Source organism: Kitasatospora sp. NRRL B-11411 (assembly GCF_000721345.1).
Lineage (GTDB): Bacteria > Actinomycetota > Actinomycetes > Streptomycetales > Streptomycetaceae > Kitasatospora > Kitasatospora cineracea.
This window is the reverse complement of sequence record NZ_JOGH01000093.1, coordinates 1-21,459: the sequence shown is the minus strand read 5'-3', so window position 1 is coordinate 21,459 and position 21,459 is coordinate 1. Positions and strand designations below refer to the sequence as shown.

Annotated in this window: 23 protein-coding genes; 13 read left to right on the top strand and 10 right to left on the bottom strand. The window is 76.5% G+C overall.

Features of this window, described 5'->3' with window-relative positions:
- Nucleotides 1-118 precede the first annotated feature (118 nt).
- The 4 genes from IH44_RS0129745 to IH44_RS0129730 all read left to right on the top strand — a co-directional run bounded on the left by IH44_RS0129745 (nt 119) and on the right by IH44_RS0129730 (nt 3,377).
- Nucleotides 119-1,150, top strand: a complete 1,032-nt coding sequence (locus tag IH44_RS0129745; protein ID WP_051817509.1) for an iron ABC transporter permease — start codon at nt 119-121, stop codon at nt 1,148-1,150.
- Complete coding sequence (locus IH44_RS0129740) at nt 1,147-2,172, top strand: iron chelate uptake ABC transporter family permease subunit (protein WP_030462856.1); 1,026 nt, start codon at nt 1,147-1,149, stop codon at nt 2,170-2,172. Before IH44_RS0129745 ends, IH44_RS0129740 begins: the two co-directional genes overlap by 4 nt.
- Nucleotides 2,173-2,225: 53 nt before the next feature.
- Nucleotides 2,226-3,038: an ABC transporter ATP-binding protein gene (locus tag IH44_RS0129735; RefSeq protein WP_030462855.1), complete on the top strand. Its 813-nt coding sequence runs from the start codon at nt 2,226-2,228 to the stop codon at nt 3,036-3,038.
- A gap of 111 nt (nt 3,039-3,149) precedes the next feature.
- On the top strand, nt 3,150-3,377 hold the full coding sequence (locus IH44_RS0129730) for a hypothetical protein (RefSeq protein ID WP_030462854.1): 228 nt from the start codon (nt 3,150-3,152) through the stop codon (nt 3,375-3,377).
- 26 nt (nt 3,378-3,403) lie between these two features.
- On the opposite strand, the gene IH44_RS0129725 is transcribed toward IH44_RS0129730, so the two are convergent.
- Nucleotides 3,404-5,857: a lysylphosphatidylglycerol synthase transmembrane domain-containing protein gene (locus IH44_RS0129725; protein ID WP_051817507.1), complete on the bottom strand. Its 2,454-nt coding sequence runs from the start codon at nt 5,855-5,857 to the stop codon at nt 3,404-3,406.
- Nucleotides 5,858-5,974: 117 nt separating this feature from the next.
- Between IH44_RS0129725 and IH44_RS0129720 the strand changes: the two genes are divergently transcribed.
- Both IH44_RS0129720 and IH44_RS0129715 read left to right on the top strand, forming a co-directional pair.
- On the top strand, nt 5,975-6,250 hold the full coding sequence (locus IH44_RS0129720; protein WP_030462852.1) for a hypothetical protein: 276 nt from the start codon (nt 5,975-5,977) through the stop codon (nt 6,248-6,250).
- Nucleotides 6,251-6,344: 94 nt separating this feature from the next.
- Nucleotides 6,345-6,839, top strand: a complete 495-nt coding sequence (locus IH44_RS0129715; RefSeq protein WP_030462851.1) for an NUDIX hydrolase — start codon at nt 6,345-6,347, stop codon at nt 6,837-6,839.
- 10 nt (nt 6,840-6,849) lie between these two features.
- On the opposite strand, the gene IH44_RS0129710 is transcribed toward IH44_RS0129715, so the two are convergent.
- The 3 genes from IH44_RS0129710 to IH44_RS0129700 form a co-directional block, all read right to left on the bottom strand.
- The gene (locus IH44_RS0129710; RefSeq protein ID WP_030462850.1) at nt 6,850-7,551 is read right to left on the bottom strand and encodes a class I SAM-dependent methyltransferase; all 702 of its coding nucleotides are present in this window, start codon (nt 7,549-7,551) and stop codon (nt 6,850-6,852) included.
- Between the two features lie 79 nt (nt 7,552-7,630).
- Entirely contained in the window at nt 7,631-8,347 is a 717-nt protein-coding gene (locus IH44_RS0129705; RefSeq protein ID WP_030462849.1) for a tyrosine-protein phosphatase, read from the bottom strand.
- Nucleotides 8,348-8,413: 66 nt separating this feature from the next.
- The gene (locus IH44_RS0129700) at nt 8,414-9,112 is read right to left on the bottom strand and encodes a hypothetical protein (RefSeq protein WP_030462848.1); all 699 of its coding nucleotides are present in this window, start codon (nt 9,110-9,112) and stop codon (nt 8,414-8,416) included.
- Between the two features lie 278 nt (nt 9,113-9,390).
- Here IH44_RS0129700 and IH44_RS0129695 point away from each other — a divergent pair, with 278 nt between their 5' ends.
- The 6 genes from IH44_RS0129695 to IH44_RS49215 all read left to right on the top strand — a co-directional run bounded on the left by IH44_RS0129695 (nt 9,391) and on the right by IH44_RS49215 (nt 15,785).
- Nucleotides 9,391-10,170, top strand: a complete 780-nt coding sequence (locus IH44_RS0129695; protein ID WP_232795135.1) for an RNA polymerase sigma factor — start codon at nt 9,391-9,393, stop codon at nt 10,168-10,170.
- Complete coding sequence (locus tag IH44_RS0129690) at nt 10,167-11,054, top strand: hypothetical protein (RefSeq protein WP_030462846.1); 888 nt, start codon at nt 10,167-10,169, stop codon at nt 11,052-11,054. The genes IH44_RS0129695 and IH44_RS0129690 overlap by 4 nt, the downstream gene beginning before the upstream one ends.
- A 291-nt stretch (nt 11,055-11,345) precedes the next feature.
- Entirely contained in the window at nt 11,346-11,831 is a 486-nt protein-coding gene (locus IH44_RS41615; protein WP_030462845.1) for a hypothetical protein, read from the top strand.
- A 9-nt stretch (nt 11,832-11,840) separates the two neighbouring features.
- Entirely contained in the window at nt 11,841-14,015 is a 2,175-nt protein-coding gene (locus tag IH44_RS0129680; protein WP_081967208.1) for a bifunctional polysaccharide deacetylase/glycosyltransferase family 2 protein, read from the top strand.
- A 5-nt stretch (nt 14,016-14,020) separates the two neighbouring features.
- Nucleotides 14,021-14,170 (top strand): hypothetical protein, encoded by a 150-nt coding sequence (locus IH44_RS46775; protein WP_157852510.1) that lies wholly within the window; start codon nt 14,021-14,023, stop codon nt 14,168-14,170.
- Nucleotides 14,171-14,234: 64 nt separating this feature from the next.
- The gene (locus IH44_RS49215; protein WP_051817505.1) at nt 14,235-15,785 is read left to right on the top strand and encodes a protein kinase; all 1,551 of its coding nucleotides are present in this window, start codon (nt 14,235-14,237) and stop codon (nt 15,783-15,785) included.
- Nucleotides 15,786-15,793: 8 nt separating this feature from the next.
- Here IH44_RS49215 and IH44_RS0129665 read toward each other — a convergent pair whose 3' ends face one another.
- The 6 genes from IH44_RS0129665 to IH44_RS0129640 form a co-directional block, all read right to left on the bottom strand.
- Nucleotides 15,794-16,297 carry a potassium channel family protein gene (locus tag IH44_RS0129665; protein ID WP_081967207.1) on the bottom strand — a complete coding sequence of 168 codons (504 nt, stop codon included), beginning with the start codon at nt 16,295-16,297 and terminating at the stop codon, nt 15,794-15,796.
- Nucleotides 16,294-17,637 (bottom strand): hypothetical protein, encoded by a 1,344-nt coding sequence (locus tag IH44_RS0129660; RefSeq protein WP_051817503.1) that lies wholly within the window; start codon nt 17,635-17,637, stop codon nt 16,294-16,296. The genes IH44_RS0129665 and IH44_RS0129660 overlap by 4 nt, the downstream gene beginning before the upstream one ends.
- Nucleotides 17,638-17,799: 162 nt before the next feature.
- Entirely contained in the window at nt 17,800-18,072 is a 273-nt protein-coding gene (gene tatA / locus IH44_RS41610; protein ID WP_035956779.1) for a Sec-independent protein translocase subunit TatA, read from the bottom strand.
- 201 nt (nt 18,073-18,273) lie between these two features.
- Nucleotides 18,274-18,594, bottom strand: a complete 321-nt coding sequence (locus IH44_RS41605) for a DUF202 domain-containing protein (protein ID WP_035956777.1) — start codon at nt 18,592-18,594, stop codon at nt 18,274-18,276.
- Nucleotides 18,591-18,953, bottom strand: coding sequence for a YidH family protein (locus IH44_RS0129645; RefSeq protein ID WP_030462838.1), 363 nt, complete (start codon nt 18,951-18,953; stop codon nt 18,591-18,593). Before IH44_RS0129645 ends, IH44_RS41605 begins: the two co-directional genes overlap by 4 nt.
- Before the next feature lie 134 nt (nt 18,954-19,087).
- A complete protein-coding gene (locus tag IH44_RS0129640) occupies nt 19,088-20,635 on the bottom strand; it encodes an MFS transporter (protein WP_030462837.1) in 1,548 nt (515 codons plus the stop codon).
- A 109-nt stretch (nt 20,636-20,744) separates the two neighbouring features.
- Here IH44_RS0129640 and IH44_RS0129635 point away from each other — a divergent pair, with 109 nt between their 5' ends.
- On the top strand, nt 20,745-21,332 hold the full coding sequence (locus tag IH44_RS0129635; protein WP_030462836.1) for a TetR/AcrR family transcriptional regulator: 588 nt from the start codon (nt 20,745-20,747) through the stop codon (nt 21,330-21,332).
- The last annotated feature ends 127 nt before the right edge of the window (nt 21,333-21,459 follow it).

Here is a 21,459-nt window from a genome sequence, read left to right as displayed (position 1 = left end):
GCCGGGGTGCGGTACCCGGCGGCAGCCGCCGGGGTTACGCAGGTTAACCTAACCTAAGTTGCGGTACGGGGAGCCCCCCGGGGCCCCCGACCCGTCCCCCGACCGATCCGGAGCACCCTTGAGCACCACCGGCTCCCTCCCGATACCCGGCGCCGCCCCCGCCCGCCGCGGCTCGCCCCGCGCGCTCGGCCTGGCCGCCGGGCTGCTCGTGCTGCTCGCCGTCCTGGTGCTCAGCCTCGGCCTCGGCGCCAAGCAGCTCGGCCCCGCCGAGGTCTGGCACGGACTCCTCGACCCGGACGCCCCCGGCTACACCGTCGTCCACGAGATGCGGCTGCCCCGCACCCTGCTCGGCCTGCTGGCCGGCACCGCGCTCGGCCTGGCCGGCGGCGTCATGCAGGCGCTCACCCGCAACCCGCTCGCCGACCCCGGCCTGCTCGGCATCAACGCGGGCGCCTCCGCCGCCGTCGCCACCGCCGCCGCCCTGCTCGGCGTCACCTCCTTCACCGGCTACGTCTGGTGGGCGCTGGCCGGCGCCGCCCTGGTCTCCGTCCTGGTGTACGCCGTCGGCGGCGGACGCGGCGCCACCCCCGCCCGGCTCGCCCTGGCCGGCGCCGCGCTCAACGCCACCCTCTACTCGTACGTCAGCGCCGTGATGCTGCTGGACACCGCCTCGCTCGACAGGATGCGGTTCTGGACGGTCGGCTCGCTGGCCGGTGCGCAGACCTCCACCGTGCTCGGCATCCTGCCGTTCGTCGCCGCGGGCGCGCTGCTCGCGCTCGGCCTGGCCCGCCCGCTCAACGCGCTCGCGCTCGGCGACGACGCGGCCCGGGCGCTGGGCGCCAGGCCCGCCGCGGTGCGGGCCGCCGCGATCGCCGCCGTCACCCTGCTGTGCGGGGCGGCCACCGCCGCCTGCGGCCCGATCGTCTTCGTCGGCCTGATGGTCCCGCACCTGGTCCGCGCCCTCACCGGGCCCGACCTGCGCTGGCTGCTCCCGTACTGCGCCGTCCTGGCCCCCGTCCTGCTGCTCGGCGCGGACGTCCTGGGCCGCGTCCTGGGCCGCCCCGGCGAACTCCAGGTCGGCATCGTCACGGCCGTCCTCGGCGGCCCGTTCTTCCTGTACTTCGCACGACGGGGAAAGGCCCGCGCATGAAGACTCTGAGGGTGGCCCGGTTCTCGGTGCGCTACCGGCCGCGGGCGCTGGCGGTCTGCGCGGTGGCGGTGCTGGTGGCGCTGGGGGTCGGGGTGCTGGCGCTCGGGCGCGGGGACTACCCGATCGCGCCCGGCGAGGTGGTGCGCACGCTGTTCGGCGGCGGGAACGCCGCCGAGGACTTCGTCGTCAACCAGTTGCGGCTGCCCAGGGCCGCCACCGCGCTGCTGGTCGGCGCGGCCCTGGCGCTCGCGGGGGCGCTGTTCCAGACGCTGGTGCGCAACCCGCTGGGCAGCCCGGACATCCTCGGGTTCACCCAGGGCGCGGCCACCGGCGCGCTGCTGGTCGTGGTCGCCGGCGGGTCCAGTGCCGCGCTGGCGGGCGGTGCGGTCGCGGGCGGCCTGGCCACCGGCGTGCTGATCTACGCGCTGGCCTGGCGCGGCGGGGTGCAGGGCGCCCGGCTGGTGCTGGTCGGCATCGGGACGGCGGCGATCCTCACCGGCGTCAACGGCTACCTGCTGACCCGCACCCAACTGATGGACGCCGCCCGGGCGGTGCTCTGGCTGACCGGCAGCCTGGACGGCCGCGGCTGGGAGCAGGCCCGCCCGCTGCTGGTCGCGCTGGCCGTGCTCGTCCCGCTGGTGCTGCTGGTCTGCGGCCCCGCGCTGCGCGCCCTGGAGCTGGGCGACGACGCGGCGAGCGGGCTGGGCGTGCGGCCCGAGCGGCTGCGGGTGGCGCTGCTGGGCGCCGCCGTGCTGCTCGCCTCGCTGGCCGCGGCGGCCGCCGGGCCGGTCAACTTCCTGGCCCTGACCGCCCCGCAGCTGGCCCGCCGGATCACCCGCGCGCCGGGCCCGAACCTGGCCGCGTCCATGTGCACCGGCGCCGCGCTGCTGGTCACCGCCGACTTCGCCGCGCAACACCTGTTCGGCGAGCGCCAGTTGCCGGTCGGCGTGGTCACCGGCGTGCTCGGCGGCGGCTACCTGGTCTGGCTGCTGGCCACCCAGCGCCGGGCCGGCCGCCTGTGAACGGCCCGGCCCCGCACGTCCCGTCCACCCCGTCGTCCCGAACGGAGCCCCCGATGGCCCAGCCCGAGCCGCGCCTGGCCGGCCGCGACCTGACCCTCGCCTACGACCGGCGCACCATCGCCGAGGGCCTGACCGTCGACGTCCCCGACCACTCCTTCACCGTGGTGGTCGGCCCGAACGCCTGCGGCAAGTCCACCCTGCTGCGCGCGCTGTCGCGCACCCTCAAGCCGGTCGCCGGGCAGGTGCTGCTGGACGGGCGGTCGATCGCCACGCTGCCCGCCAAGCAGGTCGCCCGGACGCTGGGCCTGCTGCCGCAGTCGTCGATCGCGCCGGACGGCATCACCGTCGCCGAGCTGGTCTCCCGCGGCCGCTACCCGCACCAGGGCGTGCTGCGCCAGTGGTCGACCGAGGACGAGCGGGTGGTGGCCGGGGCGATGGCCGACACCGGGGTCGCCGGGCTCGCCGACCGCCCGGTGGACGAGCTCTCCGGCGGGCAGCGCCAGCGGGTCTGGATCGCCATGGCGCTGGCCCAGCAGACCCCGCTGCTGCTGCTCGACGAGCCCACCACCTACCTGGACATCGCGCACCAGGTCGAGGTCCTCGACCTGTGCGCCCGGCTGCACCGGGAGCAGGGCCGCACCCTGGTCGCCGTCCTGCACGACCTCAACCAGGCCGCCCGCTACGCCACCCACCTGGTCGCGCTGCGGGACGGGAAGCTGGTCGCGGCCGGTCCGCCCGGCGAGGTGGTGACCGCCGAGCTGGTCGAGGAGGTGTTCCGGCTGCCCTGCCGGGTCATCCCGGACCCGGAGACCGGCACCCCGCTGGTCGTCCCCGCCGCCAACCGCCGGGCCCCCGCCGCGTCCTGAGCGCGGCCCGCGGCCCGCGGCCCGCCGCCCGGATCCGGGGAGATGGGGAGATGGGGAGACCCGCCGCCGGAAAGCTTCGGCTTCGCCGGGGTTCGGTCGGATACTGGCGGTATGCGTGCCAATGCGGAGAACCCGGAGTACCCCGAGGACGAGCTGGACGAGCAGTCCCCGACCGTGCTGGAGGCCGCCGACCAGGACCGGGCGGCGGTCGAGCCGGAGGTGGACGACCTGGAGGTGTTGCGGCAGCAGCGCGAGCAGGGCGCGGCGCCCGTGGACGAGGGCGACGCGGTGGAACAGGTCCGGGAGGTCGGGCTGGAGGACGAGGACCACCGGGAGTAGTCGGACGGGCCTCCCGGCCCGCCGGGTCAGATCGCCCGGCGGCGCTGCAGCCAGGCGAAGGCGGCCCAGCCGGGCAGCACCGGGAGCATGAAGGTGAGGATCCGGAACAGCATGACGGCGGCCAGCGCGCCCGCGTTGTCGATGTGGCCGGTGGTCGCCAGCATGAACGACATCAGGCCCTCGACGCCGCCCACGCCGCCGGGGGTGGGCACCACGTTGCCCGCCGCGTTGCCGGCCAGGAAGCCCACCGCGACGGCGTTGAAGCCCGGGTACTGGCCGACCGCGCGGGTGCAGCAGTACAGGCACAGCACGAAGCACATCGACACCATCAGCTGCCCGGCCACCCCGCCGGCCAGCTTGCCGGGGTGCTGGGCCAGGTCGAGCAGCCGCGGCAGCACCTCGGCGCGCAGCGGCCGCAGCAGGGTCTGGGCGCGCCGCCGCAGCCGCGGCACGGCGGCGACCGACACCGCGGCGACGGCGCCGACCGCGCCGGCCAGGCCCAGCACCCAGCCCTTGGGCAGCGGCGAGGAGCCGGAGCCGAACTCGGCGCCGTTCACGCCGACCAGGGCGCTGAACACGGCGAGTTGCAGCATGTGCAGCACCAGGCCGAACAGCTGGCTGACGCCGATGCTGGACATCGCCTGCGCGGTGGGGATGCCCGCGCACTGCAGGTAGCGGGTGTTCAGGGCGAGGCCGCCGACGCCGCCGGGGGAGGCCACCTTGACGAAGGAGCCGGCGGTCTGGGCGGCCAGCGTGGAGCGGAACGACAGCTTCTCGGGGACGAAGCCGCTGAACGCGAAGGTCGCCACGGGGTAGCTGGCCGCGGCCCAGAACGCCGCGCCGGCCAGCCACAGCGGGTCGGCCCCGGTGACCAGGTTGACCGGGTTGGTGTCGAGGCTGAACAGGAACTGCAGCAGCGCGTACCCGGCCGCGATGCCGGCCACCACGGTGAGCAGCACGCGCGGGCGCAGCCGCTCCAGCCGGACGGGTTCGGCGGGGGCCTGCGGCATCCGGCGCTGCACCTCGGCCCGCAGGTCGGCGGCCAGGCTCCGGTGCCGGGTCAGCGCGGCCCGGGTGTCGCGGGCCAGCGCGATCGGCTGCAGCAGCGGCAGCGCGGTGCCGACCGGGCCGGGGCCGAGCACCTCGATCGCGGCCCGCACCGCCCGCTCGGGCCCGGCGTGCACGGCGAGGACGGCGAGCAGCCCGGCGACGTCCAGGCGCAGCAGCAGTTCGCTCGCGGCGATCTCGCCGCGGGCCAGCCCGACCAGGTGGACCCGGCCCTCGGCGTCCAGCAGCACGGTGTTCGGGGAGAGCGAGCGGTGGGCGATCCGGCGGCGCTGGAGCAGCGCCAACTGCTGCCAGGCGTCGCGCAGTTCGGCGTCGGTGGGGCCGTCGGGGAGGCCCTCGCCGGGGGGTTCGGGAGGTTCGGGGAGCTCGGCGAAGAGCTCGGCGAACGGGCGGGCGTCCAGCCGCCGGTAGGCCACCAGGGCGGCGTCCGGGCCGAGTTCGACCACCGCGACGGGCAGCCGGGTGCGGGCCCCGGCGGCGGACGCGGCGTGGCCGAGCAGGGTCTGGTGCTCCAGCCCGGCGCGCAGCGGGCGCAGGCCGAGCGGGCGGGGCGCGGTGCGCAGCCGCAGGGCCAGCCACAGGTGGCCGAGCAGCCCGCTGGCCTGCGCGTACCGGTCGAGCAGGTGGACGTCCAGGTCGGGGCCGCCGCCGTGCTGGGTGACCAGGTAGCGGCCGGTGCCGAGGGTGAGCACCGCGTCGGGGTGGACGCCGGTGCCGGCCAGGGCGGTGGCGATCTGGCCCTCGGCGGGCGAGGCGACCGGCTCGCCGACGGCGTACCGGGCGGCGTGCGCGGTGGTCCAGCCCAGCAGCAGGGCCAGCAGCAGCGACAGCGGGGTGGCGTACCCGGTGACCAGCCCGGACAGGCCGGACAGGGTGAGCGTGACGGCCAGCGCGGTGCGCCAGCGGCGCCGCCCGGCGGTGCCCAGCGCGGTCATGAAGGCCAGCACCGGGGCGAAGTGCCCGTACACCGGGTCGGTGCGGCCGAGGCCGGCGGGCAGCGGGTGGGTGAGCGTGGTGAGGTCGCCGGCCAGCAGGTCCAGGCCGAGCGTGAGGCCGTAGGCGAGGACGGCGGCCAGGACCGCGTCGGCGACCCGGCGGCCGTCGCCGCGCAGCACCCGGTCGACGGCGAAGCCGAGCGGGACGGTCAGCAGCGCGGTGCCGCACAGCGCGGCGGTGAGCTTGGCGGGCGGCCAGGGCAGCAGGTCGACGCCGCGGGCCACGTCGCTGTCCAGGCCGAACACCGAGGAGCGGGCGTAGCCGGCCAGCAGCAGCACCAGCAGGATCCAGCAGACCCCGGCGACCAGCCGGATCAGCGCGGCGGGGTGGCGGACGCGGTCCGCGCGCCCGGTCCGCGCCGGGGGCGGGGTCGTGCGGGACTCCTGGGATTCGTCGGCTTGTATCACCGTGGCCACGCGGCATGGTCCCACACCGTTCCGACACCGATCCCGCCGTTCCGGCACGGGAGTTCACGTGTCCTGGTGTATACGGGTCGATAACGGGCATATCGGTCTGATGAAGGGAGGTCGGCGATGACCAAGCGATCGACCGACAGGATGACCGTGCTCCGGGGCACCCAGGAGGTGCTGGCGCACCGCGGCATGGCCGCGGACCCGGCGGGCGTCTCCCCGCCACCGCCCCCCGGCACCGCCCCCGCCACCCGCACCGGCCCGCACTACGGCGACGCGGTGTTCAGCCACGGCGGCCGCCGGATGCCCGCCGCGGCCGGCCCGGCCGACGGGCCCGCCACCCACACCGATCTGCCGGGCCACCGGCACCGCGGCGCGGAACGGCACTCGGCGCACTGATCCCCGACCGGAGGCCCACCCCCGCCGGGAGACCGCTCCCCGGCGGGGGTGGGAGAGTGGGGCCGCAACCACCCGCCCCCGCCGAAGGAGCGCCATGGCCGACGCACCCGAGTTCGCCTCCCGCGAGGAGTGGCTCGCCTCCCTGCACCGCGTGTACGCCGCCGCGGGCTGCCTGATCACCGACCCCGACGGCCGCGTCCTGATCGTCAAGGCCGGCTACCGCGACGCCTGGCAGTTCGTCGGTGGCACCGTCGACCTCGGCGAGAACCCGCGGCAGTGCGCCACCCGCGAACTCCACGAGGAGACCGGGCTGCACCGCGAGGCCGGCGACCTGCTGGCCGTCGCCTGGACCAACCCCAGTGGCGAACTCGACCACCCCGCCTGCCACTTCCTCTTCGACCTGGGCGTCCTCCCCGCCGACACCCCGATCACCCTCCCGCCCGGCGAGCTCGACGCCCACCGCTGGGCCCCCGTCCCCGAGGCCCTCGCCCTGCTCGGCCCGGCCCGCGCCCTGCGCCTGGAGGCGGGCCTCGCCGCGCGGGCGGACGGCCGCACCCGGATCGTGACGGCGCCGAACTCCGGCTTCTGAGGGCGCGCCCCTACTCCTGCGGCTTGCGCCAGACGTACGCCGCCGAGACCGGCTGTCCGCGGTGGCGCTCCCACTTGGGCTTGAGGGCCGTCCACTGGTCGCCGACCACCTCCTCGCGCATCTCGGCGAGCTGCCAGCCCGCCGCGAGGCCGGCCGTGAGGTGGTCGCTGACCAGGTGGACGTGGGTGGTGATGGCGACCGGGCCGTCGGGGCCGTCGTAGTGGGTGGGCATGCCGGCCGCCATGATGAAGGCCGGGTGCAGGCCGACCAGCACGAACAGGCCGCCGGGACGGACCAGGCGGTGGGCCTCGCGGTAGAGCGGCCCGAGGTCGGCGAGGTGCTCGTCGACGAGGGAGCAGGCGGCCAGGTCGTAGCCGCCGGCGGCCAGGCCGGTCGCGGCGAGGTCGCCCTCGACCAGGGTGCGGTGGGCGCCGCGCCCGCGGGCGCGGGCGAGCATCTCGGGGGTGAGGTCGACCCCGTCCACCGCGCCGACGCCGCGCCCGCGCAGCCAGGCGCCGGTGCGGCCGGTGCCGCAGCCCAGGTCGGCGGCGGTGGCGGCGTCGGCCCAGCGCGGGACGGCGAGCCGGGCCAGCACGTCGACGTCCATCGCGTCCTGGACGGTGTCCTCGTAGCTGTCGACCCACCCGGCGTAGCCGGTGCGGACGTCGACGGTGGGGTAGCCGCGGGTGTCGAACGGCGCGAAGTTCGTCATGCCGGGCAGTATCGGCCGCGCTCCGCCCGGGCCGCGAGCGGTTATCCGAGCAGCAGCGCTCCGCCCGGGCCGCGAGCGGTCATCCGAGCAGCCGGGCCCGGACGGCGGCGACGTCCCCGGCGGGCAGCCACTGCTCGGCGTCGAACTCGGCGAGCACGTCGTGCAGGGCCCGCTCGGGGGTGGTGCCCGCGTCGGCGAGGACCCGGGCGATGCCGGCCTCCTCCTCGGGGCGGTCCAGGATGGTCCACAGCGGCCGCAGGTTGGCGGCGGAGAGCAGGTAGTCCTCGGTGATCGCGGCGGGGGTGGCCCCGGCGAGGGCGAGCAGGACGAGGGCGGCCAGGCCGGTGCGGTCGCGGCCGGCCCCGCAGTGCACCACGACGGCGCCGGGGCGGGCCCGGGCGACGGCGGCGACCAGGTCGGCGACGGCCTGCCGGCAGTGGTCGAGGTAGGGGCGGAAGGACAGCGGGGTGCCGTCCAGGGCGCCGAACCGGGCCCACCAGTCCGGCCCGGCCAGCGCGTCCAGCGGGACGCGGACCAGGTCGATCCCGTCGGGGGCGGGCAGCAGCGGCCGGTACTCGGCCGGGTCGCGCAGGTCGACGACGGTGCGCACGCCGTACGCGAGCAGCGAGTTCTGGCCCTCGGCGGTGAGCCGGTCGAGGTTGTCGGCGCGGACCACCGCGCCGGTGCGGGTGCGCCGCCCGTCGCGGGTGGGCAGCAGCCCGAGGTCGCGGACGTTCAGGCAGCCGTCCCAGTCGAGCTGCCGTTCCTCGTGCGGTGTCGCCGCCGTCCCCGTCATGTCCGCCCCCCGCGGTTCGCCCCGTGCGTCACACCGGTGCGCTTCCGCACCGCCACTGACAGGGACTCAGTCCGGTTCCGAATGGTTCCCGCCGGGGTCGGGCCGGAACTCCCACAGCGTCCGGCCGAGCGTGTCGAGCACCCGCACGGCGTGGAAGCGGGCGTCCCGGACGGACAGGAAGCCGCGGGCGGCGCCCGCCAGGACGGCGTGCGCGGCCGGGTCGTGCCGGCTCCACGCGCCGTGCAACTCCAGGACGCCGTCCGCGAGTTCGGCCCGCTGGATGCGGGCCAGCCGGGCCGCGGCGAGGGCGCCGTTGACGCCGTCCAGCTCGGCCTGGCCGAGGTAGTGCTCGCGCTCGCCGGCCACCAGCCGGCGGCGCAGCTCCGGCAGCGCGTAGCCGCGGACGGCGGCCACCGAGTCCTCGACGGCGATCAGCCAGCGCGGCCCGGGCGCCACCTCCCACCAGACCTCGCCGCCGACCGGCAGCAGCTCGCCGATCGGCGCGTGCCAGCGCTCCAGCCCGGTGGGGGAGTTGGCGTCGGGGCGGATGCTGCGCCGGTCCCAGGCGGCCTTGTCGGTGACGGACAGGTTGACGGTGTACCGGACCCGCCCGTCGCCGGGCACCGCGCGCACGCCGAGCACCGCCCAGCGGTCCCGGTCGGGCAGCGAGAAGGAGTGCCGCCAGCCCTGGAAGCCGAGCCCGCGCAGCGCGGGCGCGAAGTGGTCGCGGATCCCCGTCGTGTACAGCTCCTCGGCGGTGCGCATGCCGGCTCCCGGCCTCCTCGTCCACGGGTGGAAGCGGGGCGGATTGCCCCGTATTTGCACGGTATGGCGGGGGCGTGGGGCCGGACCGCGGGCGAAGGACAGCAGTCGGCGGGACGAAGGTCGGCCCGCTCCGGGCCCTGCGTCCCGGGGGCCGGGACGCGGCTGACGGGCCGTCGGCCCGCACCGGCCCCTCACCGGCCGGGCACGGCTCCGCCACCGCTCCGTCACGGGACCGGGAGCGGGACCGGGAGTGGGAGCGGTCCCCCGGATGGCGCATGATGTGGCGGGTGCACACAGCTGAACACCACGGGGCGGACGACGGGGAGCCGCCCGGCCGTCCGTACGCACCGGACCGCCCGCCCGCCCGGCGGGCCGACCCGGCGCCGCCCGAAGCGACCTTCGCCACGGCCGTCCGCGCCGCCCAGGAGGGCGACGAGGAGGCGTTCCGGATCCTGTTCCGGGCCGTCCAGCCGGGGCTGCTGCGCTACCTGCGGGTGCTGGTCGGCGGCCGGGCCGAGGACGCCGAGGACATCGCCTCGGAGGCGTGGCTGCAGATCGCCCGCGACCTGCCGGGCTTCCGCGGCGACGCGGACGGCTTCCGCGGCTGGGCCGCGACGGTGGCCCGCAACCGGGCCATGGACCACCTGCGCCGGGTGCGCCGCCGCCCGGTCGCCGACCTGCCGGTGGAGTACCTGGCCGAACTGGCCGCCGCCGAGGACACCGCGGGCCAGGCGATGGCCACCGTCGCCACCTCCGACGCGCTCGCGCTGATCGCCTCGCTGCCGCCCGACCAGGCCGAGGCGGTACTGCTGCGGGTGGTGCTCGGACTGGACGCGGAGAGCGCCGCGAAGGTGCTCGGCAAGCGCTCCGGCAGCGTCCGGATGGCCGCCCACCGGGGCCTGCGGCGGCTGGCCAAGGTGCTGGAGCAGAACGGGGGAGCGGTCGCCGGGCTGCCCCACCGGAAAGCCGGGGGAGCGGCCGGAGCGACGGCCGGGAAAAAGATTTCCGCGCAGGGTGTGACACCGGCGCAGGTGCCGACGCTGAAGGACATGAGATGAGCACCAACCGATCCCGCCGGATCGATCGCGCCGCCGCCGAGCAGCTGCTCGGCGGCGTCACGGTCGACCCGGAGGCCGGTCAGGACCCCTCCGCCGGGCAGCAGTCCGCGCCAGGACGGCCGGAGCTCGCCGCCCTGCTCGCCGCCGCTGCGACGAGCGAGGCGGCCGGCGACGGCCCGCTGCCCGGCGAAGAGGGGGCCATGGCCGCGTTCCGGCAGGCTCGTCACCAGCCGGACCCCCGACCGCACCGGAGACGAAAGATGGCGGACACCGCGCTCGCGCGGGCCCTCAGCGCGAAGGCCGTGGCCGTCGCGCTGGGCGTGACCGCCCTGGGCGGCGTCGCGGTCGCGGCCGGCACCGGCCGGCTGCCGGAGGCACTGGGCGGTCCCGCCCCGGCCCCGGCGGCCACCAGCGCCGCGCCCGCGCCGACCACCGACGCGCCCGCCACCGCGTCCGGGACGCCGGGCGACGGGCGCACCGGCAAGCCGTCGGCGGGCACCACCCGCCCCGGCACCGGCCCGGCCCGGCCGTCCGGCCAGCCCGCCACCGGCCCGGCCGACCAGCCGGACCTGACCCGGCTGTGCGAGGTCTTCGCCGGGCGGGTCGCGGCCGGCGGCAAGCCCAAGGACGCGGCCGCCGTCCCCGAGCTGGCCGAGCTGCTGAAGGCGGCCGGCGCGCCGGAGAAGGTGACCGGCTTCTGCGCCCTGCTCGCCGCGCACGACCGCGACCAGCAGAGCGGCGAGCCGTCCGCCGGGACGGGCCGCGGCAAGCCGTCGGCCGGCCCCGGCCAGTCGGCGTCGCCGTCCGTGCCGTCGCCCGTCCGGACCGGGCACGGCGACGTCCAGCAGTCCAAGCAGTCGAACGGGGGAAGCGACCAGGACTGAACGACTCCGGTCGGACGGTGGGCACCCCCGGGCCCCCGTCCGACCGGCCACCGCCTCCGGGCGGCCGACGGGCCCCTGTACCCGTCGCCCGCCCGGACCGACTCCGGACGGGCGCGGGGCTCCCCCGGGCCCCCGCCCGTCCGGGACAGCTCCGACCGGCAGAAGACTCCCCCGGGTCCGCCGCCGGTCGGGGAACCGCTCCGGACGGACGGCTGAACTCCCCCGGGTCCACCGTCCGTCCGGAGCTCAGACCGGCGGAGTGCCGGAACCGGCCCGACCCCAGGAACCACGGTGACCGAAACCCCGACCGCGGCACGGCCCGCCGACCCGGCCGCCCCGGTGTTCGTCGACGCCAGCGGCCGGCGCCAGCGCCGTTCGCGGCGGATCGGATGGCTGCTGGCCGTCCCGGCGGCCGGCTACCTGGCCCTGGTGGCGAGCAGCGCGCTCGGCGGCCCGACCCTGGGCGCGCCGTTCCTGCCCCGCCCGGCCGCCCCGGCGGCCCCCGGCACCCCGACCGCCACCGCACCGTCCGCGAGCACCGGCCCGATGGCCGACGGCCGGCCCACGCCCGGACCGGACCGGACCGCGGTGGCCGCCACCCGCCCGGCCCAGGCCCCCGCGGCACCGGCCGCGGCGAGCTCCGCGGCCCGGAGCACCGCGACGGCCACCGCCCCGGCCCCGGGCCCGACGGCCGCCCCGACCCCCGGCCCGACGGCCTCGCACGGCCGGCCCACCACCGCGCCGAGCAACAGCCGGAAGCCCACCAAGAGCCCCTAGCGAGCCCCGATGACCTTCCCCCGGACCTCCCCCCGCCCCGGCGGCCCCACCCGGCGCGGCCGCCGGGGCCGCCGGGGCGTGGTGCGCCAGCCCGCACCCCGCACGCACTGGCTGCTGCTGACCGCCCTGGTGGTGACCCTGGCCGCGGCCCTGCTGCTGCAGGGCTACACCCGCCACATGTACGGATCGGCCCCCGACGGCGCCGCCCGCGCCACCGGCCCGGCCGGCGCCGTCCCCCCGGAGGCCGCCCACGGCGGCCCGGTGATCGACGCGTCCGGCGCGACGCCCCGCACCGCCCGGCCCGCCCCCGGCACCGTCGCGCTGACCTTCGACGACGGCCCCGACCCGGTCTGGACGCCGAAGATCCTGGACGTGCTGAAGCAGCAGGGCGTGCACGCCACCTTCTTCGTGGTCGGCACCCAGGTCGCCGACCACCCCGAACTCGCCCGCCGGATCCTCGCCGAGGGCCACCAGCTCGGCATCCACACCTTCACCCACGCCGACCTCGGGCAGGCCGCGCCCTGGCGCCGCTCGCTCGAACTGCGCGAGGCCCAGCTCGCGGTGGCCGGCGCCACCGGCACCACCACCGCGCTGCTGCGCCCCCCGTACTCCTCGACCAACGACGCGCTCACCGACGCCGACTGGCAGGCCGTCCGGCAGGCCGGGCAGGCCGGCTACCTGACCGTGCTGACCACCCTGGACAGCGAGGACTGGCGGCGCCCGGGCGTGGCGCGGATCGTGGCTGGCGCCACCCCGCCGGGCCCGGCGGCCGGGCAGGTCGTGCTGATGCACGACGCGGGCGGCGACCGCTCGCAGACCGTCGCCGCGCTGGCCGAACTGCTGCCGGAGCTCAAGCAGGCCGGCTACCGGGTCGGGACGGTCTCCGAGACGGCGTCGATCGCGGACACCGCGCACCCGGCGAGCGGCGCCGAGCACTGGCAGGGCCGGGCGCTGCTGCTGGCCCTGGCGGGCGGCGACCGGGCGGTGGCGGCGCTCGGCTGGCTGCTCTGGGCGGCCGGGGCGATCAGCGTGCTGCGCGCGGTGGCCCTGGTCGTCGCGGCATGGCGGCACCGGCGCCTGCGCCGCCGCGGCTGGGGCCCGCCGGTCACCGAGCCGGTCACCGTGATCGTGCCCGCGTACAACGAGCGGGCGGGCATCGAGGCGGCGGTGCGCTCGCTGCTGGCCTCCGACCACCCGGTGGAGGTGATCGTGGTGGACGACGGCTCCTCCGACGGCACCGCCGACCTGGTGGAGTCGCTCGGCCTGCCCGGCGTCCGGGTGCTCCGGCAGGCCAACGCGGGCAAGCCGGCCGCGCTCAACAACGGCCTGCGGCACGCGAGTTGCGAGCTGGTGGTGATGGTCGACGGCGACACCGTGTTCGAGCCGGACGCGGTTCGGCTGCTGGTGCAGCCGTTCGCCGACCGCCGGGTCGGCGCGGTGTCCGGCAACGCCAAGGTGATCAACCGGGGCGGCCTGCTCGGCCGTTGGCAGCACATCGAGTACGTGGTCGGCTTCAACCTGGACCGCCGCTTCTTCGACCTCGCCCAGTGCATGCCCACCGTCCCCGGCGCGGTCGGCGCCTTCCGCCGCTCCGCGCTGCTGCGGCTGGGCGGCGTGGCCGAGGAGACGCTGGCCGAGGACACCGACCTGACCATGGCGCTGTGCCGGGCCGGCTGGCGGGTGGTCTACGAGGAGCGGGCGATCGCCTGGACCGAGGCCCCGGCCTCGCTCTCCGCGCTGTGGCGCCAGCGCTACCGCTGGTGCTACGGCACCCTGCAGGCGATGTGGAAGCACCGCCGGGCGCTCGCCCAGCACGGCCAGGCCGGCAAGCTGGGCCGCCGGGGCCTGCTCTACCTGCTGGTGTTCCAGGTGCTGCTGCCGCTGCTGGCTCCGGCGGTGGACGTGTTCGCGGTCTACGGCCTGCTCTTCCTCGACCCGGTGCGGATCGCCGCGGTCTGGCTGGGCTTCCTGGTCCTGCAGGTGCTGTCGGCCTGCTACGCGTTCCGCCTGGACGGCGAACGGCTGGGCCCGCTCTGGACGTTGCCGCTCCAGCAGGTGGTCTACCGTCAGCTGATGTACCTGGTGGTGATCCAGTCGGTGTGGACCGCACTGGCCGGCAACCGGCTGCGCTGGCAGCGGATGCAGCGCTACGGCTCGCTCCAGGCCCCGGCGAACCGGAGTTGACGACGATGAGCTTCCCCCGCACCTCGCCCGCCGCCGAACGGGCCGCCGAGCGCGCCGCCCGACGCGCCCTGCACGGCCCGCCGGGCGTCCTGCGCACCCTGCTGACGGCGGCCCTCGCGGCGCTGGCCGCCGTCCTGCTCGTCCAGCGCCCCTGAACCCCTCCCCGGCCGGGCCCGCTATGGTTCACGGGTCGCCGGACCGAGGTGGAAGGAGCATCCGATGATCGGACGCGCGCTGAACGGGCGCTACGAGCTCGGCGAGATCCTCGGCGTTGGGGGCATGGCCACGGTCTACCGCGCCCTGGACCACCAGCTGGGCCGCCCGGTGGCGGTCAAGGTGCTCAACGGCGGCCTGGCCGACGACCCCCGGTTCGCCGAGCGGTTCGCCCGCGAGGCCCGGTCGGCCGCGCTGCTGGCGCACCCGCGGATCGTCACGGTCTTCGACTCCGGCGTCGACCAGGGCTCCCCGTACCTGGTGATGGAGCTGGTGCACGGCGCGACGCTGGGCCGGGTGATCGCCGAGCAGGGCGTCCTGCCGGTGGAGCGCGCCGTGGGCACCGCCGCCGCGGTGCTGGACGCCCTGGCCGCCGCGCACGCCCAGGGCCTGGTGCACCGGGACATCAAGCCCGGCAACATCATGATCACCCAGGACGGCGGGGTGAAGGTCGTCGACTTCGGCATCGCCCGGGCCGGCTCCTCCTCCGGCCAGCAGCTCACCCAGACCGCCTCGGTGCTGGGCACCGCCGCCTACCTCTCCCCGGAGCAGGCCACCGCCGCCCCGGTGGACGGCCGCGCCGACCTGTACGCGGTGGGCTGCGTGCTGTACGAGATGCTGACCGGCGCCCCGCCGTTCACCGCCGACACCCCGGTCGCGGTCACCTTCAAGCACGTCACCGAGTACCCGCTCGCGGTCTCCGCGCACCGCCCCGACGTGCCGCCCGCGCTGGACGCCGCGATCCTGCGGCTGCTGGCCAAGAACCCGGCCGAGCGGCCCGCCGACGCGCAGTCCGCCGCCGCCGAACTGCTCGCCGCCGTCCCCGCCGGGCCGGTCGACCGGACCGCCGAACTGCTCGGCGCGGCCACCCAGGTGCTGCCGCCCGTCCCCGCGACGGCCTACCCCGCCGCCCCGCCGCCGCCCGCCGCCCCGCCGCAGCCGTGGGCCGAGCAGCACCGCACCTCGGTGCTGCCGCCGGTGCAGGCCCCGCTGCTGTCCCCGTCCCGCTTCGAGGAGGAGGAGCCCGAGCCCCGGCGCGGCCGCAACCCGCTGGTGTACGCGGGCATCGGCGCGGCGGTGATCGCCGTGGTGGCGGGCATCGCCGCGTTCTCGCTCGGCGGCGGCGACTCCGCCCCCCGGGCCGGGCACACCCCCGCCCCGACGGCCGCCGCCACCAGCGCGTCGCCGTCCCCGTCGCCCAGCCCGTCCCCGTCCGCCTCCGCGAAGCCCAGTGCCTCGCCCAAGCCCTCCGCCACCCCCAAGGGCGGCGCCGTGGTCGCCCAGCTCGCCCAGTTGCGGGCCGACGTGGCGCAGGCCGAGTTCAGCAAGGACCGGGACAAGCAGGACGACCTGACCGGGCTGCTCGACGAGGCCACCCAGGCCGTCAACGACAAGCAGCCGGCGGACGCCGAGAACGCCCTCAAGGACGCCCAGAAGCTGGTCCGCGACCTCCAGCGCCGCAAGGCCGCGTCGCCCCCGCTGCTGGCCGGCTGGCAGGTCCGGCTCGGCGCCCTGATCACCGCCGTGCACGTCCAGGCCGCCCAGCAGGACAACTGACCGCCGGCCTACTCCCGGTGCCGGGCCCGCTTCACCGCCCGGGTCTTCACCTGCTGGGTCAGCGCGGTCACCCCGGTGGTCAGGAACACCACGGTGTACAGGAGTTGGAGCATCACCACGACCCGGGCGGCCTGCCCGGACGGGTGGATGTCGCCGTACCCGACGGTCGCCATGGTGATCACCGTGAAGTACAGCGCGTCGATCTTGGTGTGCAGCCCCTCCAGCTCGCCGGGCTGCCGGGACATCCCCAGGTAGGCGGTGGCGAACACCACCAGCGCGGCGCACAGCAGGGCCAGGATCCGCGGCACCGGGTGCCGGGAGAGCCCCAGCACCTGCAGCCGCACCTCGCGCAGCACCCCGACCCCGAGCGCGGTCAGCAGCACGCCGAACACCAGCCAGCTGACCGCCGAGTGGTGCGGCCCGAACCAGCCCAGCGGCACCGTGAAGTAGGCCGTCAGCAGCAGCGCCGGGCCGCCGAGCAGGGCCAGGTACGTCCGGGCCAGCTCCCTCACGCCGGGGCGGCCTTCCCGTCGGCGGGCGGCCCGGCGGGGCCGTCGGCGGGCGGTGCGGCCGCCGCGGGCGCGGGCGCGTCCAGGAACTCCAGCACGGCCAGGAAGGCCAGCAGCACCAGCGCCATCCACAGCACCACGGCGCCGGTCGGGTAGCTCCAGGTCAGCAGCACGACGGCGGCGACCGCGACCGCGCCCCAGCCCAGCCAGGACTTCCAGCGGTGCACGAACCGGCCGACCGGGCCCAGCCGCATCCCCAGGCCCTCGGCGGCCTGCCGGACCGCGCCCAGCCCCGAGCGCCACAGGTGCCGCACCCAGCCGGCCCGCCGCCCGCCGCCGGTCAGCCAGGCCGCCAGCGCGATCACCACGCCCAGCGCCAGCACCATCCGGACCCCGGCCCGCAGGTAGCGCACCAGGGTGTCGTACACCGCCATCGCGGCGGCCTGGTCGACGTCGGCGGGCAGCTTGTCCAGGTAGAGCGCCCGGAACACGCTCAGCCCGACGCCCAGCAGCACCGCCCCCGCGGCCATCCCGAGCGCCGCCCCGACGGCGGCCCGCCGGTGGCGCACCGCCAGCGCGATCCCGCCGACCGCGCACAGCACCGCCAGCACCGGCACCCAGAACCCGGCCAGGTCGAGCAGCCGCAGCCCGGTCTGCGCCTTCCGCACCGCGTCCGACTGCACCAGCGTGTAGTCGGTGTGCACCTCCGGGATCTTCGACGCCAGCCCCAGCCCGTTCGCCACCAGCCGGTCCTTGACCGCCGCGACCACCGGCGCCAGGTCCAGGCTGACGGTGTCGCCCTTGATCTGCACCGCCCCGCCGCCCTGCCCGGTCAGCACCTTGTCGAACGCGGCGTGCGCGTTGCGCAGCACCCCGGTCCAGACCGTGGCGAAGGCGTCGGACTGGACGAACCGCAGCACCTGGTCGTGGACGAAGCCGGTCAGCCCGCTGGTCAGCGCCGGGCCGACCTTGCCCAGCGCGGCGTCCAGCAGCGGCCGGTCGGCGGGGGCGACCTCGTTCAGCAGGTCGGTGATCGGCAGCTGCTGCATCACCGCGGTGGTCACCCGGTTGGTGAGCGCGTTCTGCACCGAGGGGTCGGAGGCCAGCGGCGCCATCGTGGCGACGAACCGGTCGGTGTCGGTCACCTGCGACTTGCTCCACGCGGCGACCACCCCGAGCGGGGTCAGCACCGCGGCCAGCACGATCAGCAGCACCGCGAAGAAGGACCGCACCCGGTGGTGCTCCCGCCGGGGCGGTCCCTGCTCCTTCTCCTGCCGTTCCAGGAGGGCGATCCGCTCGCGCAGCTCCGCGAGCTCCCGCTCGCCCGAGGGGTCCGCCGCCATCCGGTGCCTCCAGGTGATCCGCCGTCAGGTGAATACCAGGAGATACCAGAACAAAACGCCCAGCCACCCGGGCGCGGCGACACGCCGGAGCCCCCGGTCCGTCGGGGCGACGGGCCGGGGGCTCCGGTACGGCGAGCGGGGTCGGCCGGGGGCCGACGCGGGTCAGGCCGTGGTCGACTTCGTCGGCTCGGCGGCCTTGGTGACGTTGGTCGGCTCGACGGCCGGACGCGGCTGCTCGGCCTGCGAGGCGGCGGTGCCGTTCTGCGCCTCCGCGGGGGCGTCGTCCTCGCGCAGGGCCTTGGTCTCGGCCTTCAGGATGCGCATCGACTTGCCGAGGCCGCGGGCCATCTCGGGCAGCTTCTTCGAGCCGAACAGCAGGACCAGCACCACCAGAACGATGATGATGTGCCAGGGCTCAAGACCGTTACGGAACATCCCTGACCACCGGTCCTTTCGTGGAGGTTCTCGCTGTGACGTCTGGGTCGGACGGAAGGCCCGACCCGGCCAGTATGCCTGGCCCGGTCGGCGAACGTATACACCCGTCGGCAAACAGCCGCCGAAAAACAGGTGATCCGAGTCATGTGGTCTGTACCACCTGGCAGGCCCCGGCGCGGGCCCGGCGACCGCCCCCGGAAGTCAGCCACCGGCGTTCACCAGCACCGACCAGGCCGACCCGCCCGCGGCCAGCACCACCACGACGGCCAGCCCGCGCATCCACCACCGGCCCGCCGGGGCGTGCGGACCGTGTTCCACCGCACTGCGCCGCCGCACCCCGTGCGCGTACAGCCCGACCGCGGCCAGCGCCAACAGCCCGCCCAGCGCGGCCAGTCCGGGCAGCCGCCGGACGTAGCCGGTGCGCAGGACCAGCAGCGCGTCCGCGGCCAGCACCAGCGCGGTGCGGCTCCAGGCCAGCAGGGTCCGCTCCGGCTGCAGGCCCGGATCGCGCGGGGAGGTCACCGGGACCGGCCGACGATCAGCACCGAGAACACCGCCGCCGCGACCGCCACGCACACCGTCAGCACCAGCATGGTCCGGGTGGCCGGCAGCGGACCGCCCGCCCGCATCGCCCGCTCCACCCGCACCCAGCGGTGGTAGGCGGCCACCCCCAGCCCCGCCCCGCCCACCGCCAGCACCACCGAGAGCGTCACCCGCACCGGTACCGGGGCCAGGTCCGGCGTCAACTGGTCCAGCCCCACCGCCCCCGCGAGCAGCGCCAGCGCCGTCCTGATCCAGGCCAGGAACGTCCGCTCGTTCGCCAGGGTGAACCGGTAGTCCAGCTCCTCCCGGCCCGCCGGATCCTCGTCCTCCGCCGCCATACGGCGACCCTAGGCCGCACCGGCGGGGGCTGCACGCGCGGCAGCGGGACCGCACCGGGGGCAGTGGCCTGCCGTTCCGGTGCGGTCCCGCGTTCCGTGCCCGACCGCTCGCGCGGATCCCCGCGCCCCCGCTGTCACGCCGCCGCGGGCAGAGCCTCCTCCTCCTGCGGGGCGTCCGCCGCGCCGGGCACCGGCAGGTGGCGCATCAGCAGGTGGGCGGCCAGGGCGGCGCCGAGCATCACGAGGACGCCGACCACCGCGGCGACGTGCATGCCGTCGGCGAAGGCGTCCCGGGCGGTGGTCAGCAGCCGGTCGGCGGCGTCGCCGGGCAGGTGGGCGGCGGTGGTGACGGCCCCGCCGAGGGTGTCGCGGGCGGCGTCGGGGGCGGCGCCGTCCATCCGGGCCCGGTAGATCGCGGCGCCGGCCGCGCCGAGCACGGCGATGCCGAGCGAGCTGCCGAGTTCCTGGGCGGTCTCGGAGGTGGCGCCGGCCGCGCCGGCCCGGTCGGCGGGGGCCGCGGAGAGGACCATCTCGCCGGTGATGCTGACGGTGCCGACCGAGCCGGCCGCGATCACGCCGGCCGCGACCAGCGGCAGGGCGAGCGAGGAGCCGGGGTTCACCAGGGCCATCGCGACGAACCCGGCGGCGCTGGCCAGGAACCCGGCGACCAGCAGGACGGCCGGCCGCACCTTGCCGGCCAGTGCCCCGAACCCGCCGACCGCCGCGCCGACGCCGACGCTGGGCAGCAGAGCCCAGAGCGAGGCGGACAGCGGGCTGTAGCCCTTGACCAGCTGCAGGTACTGGGAGGTGAAGAGGGTGAAGCCCATCATGGCGAACATGGCGATGGTGTTGACGGTGATCGCGCCGGTGTAGGTGCGGATCCGGAACAGGGTGACGTCGATCAGCGGGTTCGCGGCCGTCCGCAGCCGGACCACCAGGGCGCCGCCGACCGCCAGCCCGGCGAGCAGCACCAGGGCGGGCAGCGGGCTCCAGCCGTCCACCGCGAGGGTCTTGATGCCGTAGACGACCGGCAGCACGGTGGCCATCGAGAGGGCGGCGCCGAGCAGGTCGAAGCGGCCCTGCTGCGGGGCGCGGTACTCGGGGAGCAGCACCGGGGCGAGGACGGTCACCAGCAGCATCGCGGGGACGGCGATCAGGAAGGCCGAGCCCCACCAGAAGTGGTTGAGCAGCAGGCCGCCGAGCACCGGCCCGAGGGTGGCGCCGGCCATCATCACGCCGCTCCAGGCGCCGATCGCGGACTGCCGCTGCTTGGGGTCGGGGAACATGTTGCGGATCAGGGCCAGCGTGGAGGGCCCGAAGACCGCCCCCGCGACGCCCAGCAGGGCCCGGGCGGCGATGAGTTGGCCCGCCCCGTCGGACCAGGCGGCGACCAGCGAGGCGGCCGCGAAGGCGGCGGTGCCGCCGATCAGCAGCTTGCGCCGGCCGATCCGGTCGCCCAGCGCGCCCATCGGGATCAGCAGCCCGGCCAGCAGGAACGAGTACATGTCCATGATCCACAGCTGCTGGGTGCCGCTGGGGTGCAGGTCGGTGGCGATGAAGGGGACGGCGAAGAACAGCACGCCCATGTCCATGGCGAGGACGAGGGTCGGCAGCAGGAGGAGGGCCAGTCCCAGCCAGGCGCGGCGGCCGGCGCGGTGGGTGGTGCGGTCGTCGGTGGTCATGACGATGACTGTACGGATGTCTTGCACGCCTGTCTAGTACAAGCGTCTAAATCAATCGTTCCAGACGTTCGAGCAAGACATTCGTCTTGGACGTGGTTAGCATCGGGGCATGGGAAATCGTGAGGACCTGCTGGCCAGTGCCACCCGCTGCCTGCAAGAGAAGGGCTACGGGCGCACCACCGCCCGGGACATCGCCACCGGCGCGGGCGTCAGCCTGGCCGCCATCGGCTACCACTACGGCTCCAAGGACGCCCTGCTGGTCGAGGCGCTGGTCGGCGCGATGGGGGCGTGGGGCGAGTCGATCGGCGCGGCCCTGGCCGCCGCCGCGGAGGTCGACGACCCGAAGGAGCGCTTCGTCCGGGCCTGGAACGCGGTGCGCGACGGCTTCGCCGAGCACCGGGGGCTGTGGACGGTGCAGTTCGAACTGCTCGGACAGCTCGACCACCTGCCGGGGCTGCCCGAGCGGCTGGCCGCCGCGCAGAAGGACGGCCGGCTCGGCCTGGCCGCGCTGTTCCAGGGCCGGGCGGAGGCGGCGGACACCCCGGAGGAGCTGGCCCGGGGCGTCTTCTACCAGTCGCTGCTGCTCGGGCAGGCCGCCCAGTGGCTGATCGGCCCCGAACTGGCGCCGAGCGGGGAGGAGTACCTGCGCGGCCTGGCGCTGGTCTCCGGCGACGTGCTGGGCGGGGCGGCGGGCTGACGGGGCGGGACCGGGGCGGGGCGGCCGGGCGTCAGGCGGTCCTACGTTGTTGGTGGGTTGGACGGGCCGTCGTAAGGTCCAGAGATCCAGAGGCGCCGGGTATGGCTTTCAGGCGGTTGCACGCGAT

Coding starts and splice junctions, on each gene's coding strand:
- IH44_RS0129740 (WP_030462856.1), top strand. CDS start 1,147: ATGAAGACTCTGAGGGTGGCCCGGTTCTCGGTGCGCTACCGGCCGCGG.
- IH44_RS0129735 (WP_030462855.1), top strand. CDS start 2,226: ATGGCCCAGCCCGAGCCGCGCCTGGCCGGCCGCGACCTGACCCTCGCC.
- IH44_RS0129730 (WP_030462854.1), top strand. CDS start 3,150: ATGCGTGCCAATGCGGAGAACCCGGAGTACCCCGAGGACGAGCTGGAC.
- IH44_RS0129720 (WP_030462852.1), top strand. CDS start 5,975: ATGACCAAGCGATCGACCGACAGGATGACCGTGCTCCGGGGCACCCAG.
- IH44_RS0129715 (WP_030462851.1), top strand. CDS start 6,345: ATGGCCGACGCACCCGAGTTCGCCTCCCGCGAGGAGTGGCTCGCCTCC.
- IH44_RS0129710 (WP_030462850.1), bottom strand. CDS start 7,551: ATGACGAACTTCGCGCCGTTCGACACCCGCGGCTACCCCACCGTCGAC.
- IH44_RS0129705 (WP_030462849.1), bottom strand. CDS start 8,347: ATGACGGGGACGGCGGCGACACCGCACGAGGAACGGCAGCTCGACTGG.
- IH44_RS0129700 (WP_030462848.1), bottom strand. CDS start 9,112: ATGCGCACCGCCGAGGAGCTGTACACGACGGGGATCCGCGACCACTTC.
- IH44_RS0129695 (WP_232795135.1), top strand. CDS start 9,391: ATGTGGCGGGTGCACACAGCTGAACACCACGGGGCGGACGACGGGGAG.
- IH44_RS0129690 (WP_030462846.1), top strand. CDS start 10,167: ATGAGCACCAACCGATCCCGCCGGATCGATCGCGCCGCCGCCGAGCAG.
- IH44_RS0129680 (WP_081967208.1), top strand. CDS start 11,841: ATGACCTTCCCCCGGACCTCCCCCCGCCCCGGCGGCCCCACCCGGCGC.
- IH44_RS46775 (WP_157852510.1), top strand. CDS start 14,021: ATGAGCTTCCCCCGCACCTCGCCCGCCGCCGAACGGGCCGCCGAGCGC.
- IH44_RS49215 (WP_051817505.1), top strand. CDS start 14,235: ATGATCGGACGCGCGCTGAACGGGCGCTACGAGCTCGGCGAGATCCTC.
- IH44_RS0129660 (WP_051817503.1), bottom strand. CDS start 17,637: ATGGCGGCGGACCCCTCGGGCGAGCGGGAGCTCGCGGAGCTGCGCGAG.
- tatA (WP_035956779.1), bottom strand. CDS start 18,072: ATGTTCCGTAACGGTCTTGAGCCCTGGCACATCATCATCGTTCTGGTG.
- IH44_RS0129645 (WP_030462838.1), bottom strand. CDS start 18,953: ATGGCGGCGGAGGACGAGGATCCGGCGGGCCGGGAGGAGCTGGACTAC.
- IH44_RS0129640 (WP_030462837.1), bottom strand. CDS start 20,635: ATGACCACCGACGACCGCACCACCCACCGCGCCGGCCGCCGCGCCTGG.
- IH44_RS0129635 (WP_030462836.1), top strand. CDS start 20,745: ATGGGAAATCGTGAGGACCTGCTGGCCAGTGCCACCCGCTGCCTGCAA.